This window comes from Candidatus Methylomirabilota bacterium (genome assembly GCA_027293415.1).
GTDB lineage: Bacteria > Methylomirabilota > Methylomirabilia > Methylomirabilales > CSP1-5 > CSP1-5.
The window spans coordinates 1-3,575 of the sequence record JAPUFX010000007.1 but is presented as its reverse complement, the minus strand read 5'-3'; the positions used below and the strand labels follow the sequence as shown (position 1 = coordinate 3,575).

General features: G+C 54.9%; 4 protein-coding genes. 3 read left to right on the top strand and 1 reads right to left on the bottom strand.

The window, feature by feature from the left end:
* Positions 1-614: ornithine cyclodeaminase family protein (locus O6929_00570; protein MCZ6478887.1), on the bottom strand; the 614-nt coding region annotated here is incomplete at its 3' end.
* A gap of 208 nt (positions 615-822) precedes the next feature.
* Here O6929_00570 and O6929_00565 point away from each other — a divergent pair.
* From O6929_00565 to O6929_00555, 3 genes are all read left to right on the top strand, one after another.
* A complete protein-coding gene (locus O6929_00565) occupies positions 823-1,503 on the top strand; it encodes a FadR/GntR family transcriptional regulator (GenBank protein MCZ6478886.1) in 681 nt (226 codons plus the stop codon).
* An 87-nt stretch (positions 1,504-1,590) separates the two neighbouring features.
* On the top strand, positions 1,591-3,165 hold the full coding sequence (locus tag O6929_00560; protein MCZ6478885.1) for a UbiD family decarboxylase: 1,575 nt from the start codon (positions 1,591-1,593) through the stop codon (positions 3,163-3,165).
* A 288-nt stretch (positions 3,166-3,453) separates the two neighbouring features.
* The coding region (locus O6929_00555) for a CoA transferase (protein ID MCZ6478884.1) at positions 3,454-3,575 on the top strand (122 nt) is incomplete at its 3' end.

Sequence of the window (3,575 nt, the reverse complement as noted above, 5' to 3'; positions counted from 1 at the left end):
AAGGGTTCCGTGGCACGGGTTGCTGTGGTGATAATCTGTGCACCCTGGACTGCTTCCCGGATACTGGCTGCTTCGACAACCTCCAGGTTGAATTCCTGCCGGGTACGACTCACGAAGTTGGAACGGCGATCCTTATGGCGCCCAAAGACTCGAATAGATCGAATGGGACGAACCGCTACTACGGCTGCCACCTGCGCCAGTGCCTGTTTACCCGTTCCAATGATGGCAAACTCGCCGGCATCCCGCACCGCCAGACAACGAGTCGCTACTCCCGAGGCGGCCCCGGTACGCAGTTGGTCCAGTGCAAAGGCTTCGATGACCGCTTTCAGATTTCCTGTCTGACTGTCAAACAGGATCACCAGCGGCGTAGCGCCGCCTTCGGTATGCGCCCATGTTTTGGTTCCCACAAAGCCAGCCCGGGGAAAGGCTGCTCCAATGGCGTGCAGCGTTGACCCATTCCAGGCAACATGGGTCTTCACCATATTTTGAGCTTGGCCTTGAGCCTCGGCGAGCAGACCTTTTTCCAGTGCTGCGATGGCCTCGCCCATATCCATCAGGGAAACCACTTCGCCCTCAGAGAGCCAAAGAAACTGAGAAGGCATGGATGGACTCATCCTTTCTTTTCTCCTGAGTATCTATGCATCTATAACTCCATCATCCGAAACACCCTCTCCGCATATGCACAAGAAAGCGTTCGGCTTGACATACCAAAAGTTTTTTGAATAAATGAAAAACCATTGATTTGATAAAATTGTTTGACCATTATAGCAAATGAGCACAAGTCTGTTTCGTAAAGTCAAGGTCGTTCGAGCTTCGGAAAAGGTGATCGGGCAGGTCGAGGAAGCGATTTTTTCCGGTCAGCTGTCGCCGGGCGATCGATTACCCTCTGAACGCGAACTGGCAGAGCGGTTTGGGTTGAGCCGGATGACAGTAAGGGACGCTTTGCGCGTCCTTGAGTCGAAGGGTTTGGTCGAGATCAAAGTGGGCGCGGGCGGTGGAGCTTTCGTCCGGGAGCCCAATTTCGATCCGTTCAGAAATTCACTTTCAGCCATGTTGAAGGCCAAGAAGACATCGCTTTTGGAACTCGCCGAAGCGAGGAAGATTATCGAGACGGCAACGGTCGCATTGGCTGCCCAGAGAGCTACTCCGCAGGATTTGAAGGCACTACGCGAGGCTGTTGACTCGGCCAGAAAGGCGCTTAAGGCAGGGGATGTCCACTACATGCCCCACAGCGTAAAGTTCCACCTGGCCCTGGCTGAAGCCTCCAAAAATCACATTCTGAAATTAACTGTGACTTCATTTCGAAGTTTACTCTCCGGTGTGTTCGAAGAGGTTTTGCCGACGCGAGACATGGCTGAGCGAGCTATCAAAGATCATGGGGCGATCTACCGTGCCATCCAGAATGGGGATAGTGCTCGAGCACGCAAGGTCATGGAAGAGCACCTGACCTATTTTGAGAAGAAAGTTCAAAGATTTCAGGAGACGTCAAGCATCCTCGGCTGAATTTGTGGATCATCTGCGGCTCCTGTAAGTGAATCCTACAAATTAAGGCGCCTACGGTCATCACATCCTGACAAGGGAGGCATTGTAATGGCGACAATTACTGAGAAAGTGCCTGTGAAGGAAGAACAAATCGGTACGCTCCGGGGTATGCTGGACTGGTTGAAAGCCGAAGGGAACCTGCTTGAAACTGACCAGGAAGTGGATCCCGATCTGGAGATCACCGGCGTTCAGAAAATACTCGACGGTAGTCTTCCCATATTGTTCAACCAGGTGAAGGGTTACCCGGACTTGAGGGTCGTCACAAACCTGTTTGCCAACATGGATATCCTCGACCGCTTTTTTGGCTGGGAAAATCCGACAGAGCGCACCCGCAAACTCGCTTACGCGCTTACCCATCCCATAGCGCCAGTGGAAGTCTCTCAAGATGAGGCTGCCTGCCAGGAAGAAGTGATCACCGACGACCTCGAGGTGAACAAGTATGTGGTACCTATCCGGCATACGGCGCTGGAGTCGGAACTCACCATCGGAAGTGGTAATAGTGTAGTCGTCGGCGAGTATTTCAAGGGGGGAAGTCACATTGGTTACAACCGCATGAACGCCCGCTGGGGCAACGTGTGCACCTTTCAGGCTGCCCCTGGGTCTCACATGTGGCAGGTGATTACCGAACACTACAAGGACGAGGAACCCATACCGTTGACCATGTGTTTCGGTGTCCCACCGGCAGCCACGCTGATCGCTGGCGGTGGATTTGACTACGTCATTCTCCCTCGGGGTGGAGACGAGTTGGGCGCCGCGGGAGCCGTACAGGGTTTCCCGATGGGCATCGTGAAAGCGCGCACGGTCGATGCCTGGGCGCTGGCGGATTGCGAAGTGGTTCTGGAAGGCCTGCTGTATCCCAGAGACAAGCGGTGGGAGACGGCTGAGGCAGAGGAAGCCGGCGAACAGGGCAAATATCCATTCCACCCCGAGTGGGCTGGCTATATGGGCAAGGCCTATAAGGCTACGACCTTCCATGTGACCGGGATCACCCGGCGCCAGCGTGCCAGCAGGCCCATCATTTTTGCCCTGGGTGTCCACATGCTGGATTGCCACAACATTGATTCGACGGTCCGGGAATCGGCCATTTTCGAGCTTTGCGAGCGACTTCAGCCCGGTATCATCCAGGACGTCAATATACCGTTCTGCATGACCGACTGGGGCGGTTGCATCCTTCAGGTCAAGAAGCGGAATCGGATCGAAGAGGGTTGGCAGCGCAACTTCTTGACGGCCACCTTAGCCTGTAGCCAGGGTATGCGGCTGGCCGTTGCCGTGGATATGGATATCGACATATATTCGATGGATGACATCATGTGGTCTCTGACGACGCGAGTGAATCCTCGTACCGATATCCTCAATCCACACCCGGGTGGGATTGGTCAGACCTTCCAACCCCAAGAGCGGATGACCGCGGGCGAGAGTGAATGGACCGCTTCAAATACCCGTTTTGAGGGTGGAATGGGTATTGACGCCACACTGCCGTACGGTTTCGAGAAAGACTTTCAGCGGCCCGTTTATCCCATTGACCGCGTTGATCCGAAAAAGTTTTTTGAAGATAAGGATATCGAACGGGCGAAGTCCGTGATGCAGGGTTGGGTGGTATCGTTGTCTCGAACCGGTCGCTAGGCCGGATTATGCATAGGTTCTTGTCACGAAGGGGTGAAAGCGCCGGCCTGACAAGGCGCGTGACCCGCAAGCGGGTGCCCCAGGCCCCCGCAAACGTACTGTAGGGTACGTTGAGGAGGCCGACGGAGTGCAACGCTGGCAGGACGGATGATTTCGCCGCTGCAGTAGAGAATTTATGCATAATCCGGGCTAGGCCCGATAGCAAGCATTTGTCGGTCCCCTCGTTGCACATACCGCGATTTCCAGGGCGACTGGGAACGGGAGGAACCTTTGTTAGCACCCTATCGTGTGCTCGACTTGACGGACGAGTCGGGTTTTCTGTGCGGAAAGATCCTGGCCGATCTGGGCGCCGATGTCATTAAAGTTGAACCCCCTGAAGGGGATGCGGCCCGCCTGATAGAACCTTCCCC

Excerpts from the sequence above, each read along its gene's own strand:
- O6929_00560 (MCZ6478885.1), top strand. The coding sequence starts at position 1,591 with ATGGCGACAATTACTGAGAAAGTGCCTGTGAAGGAAGAACAAATCGGT.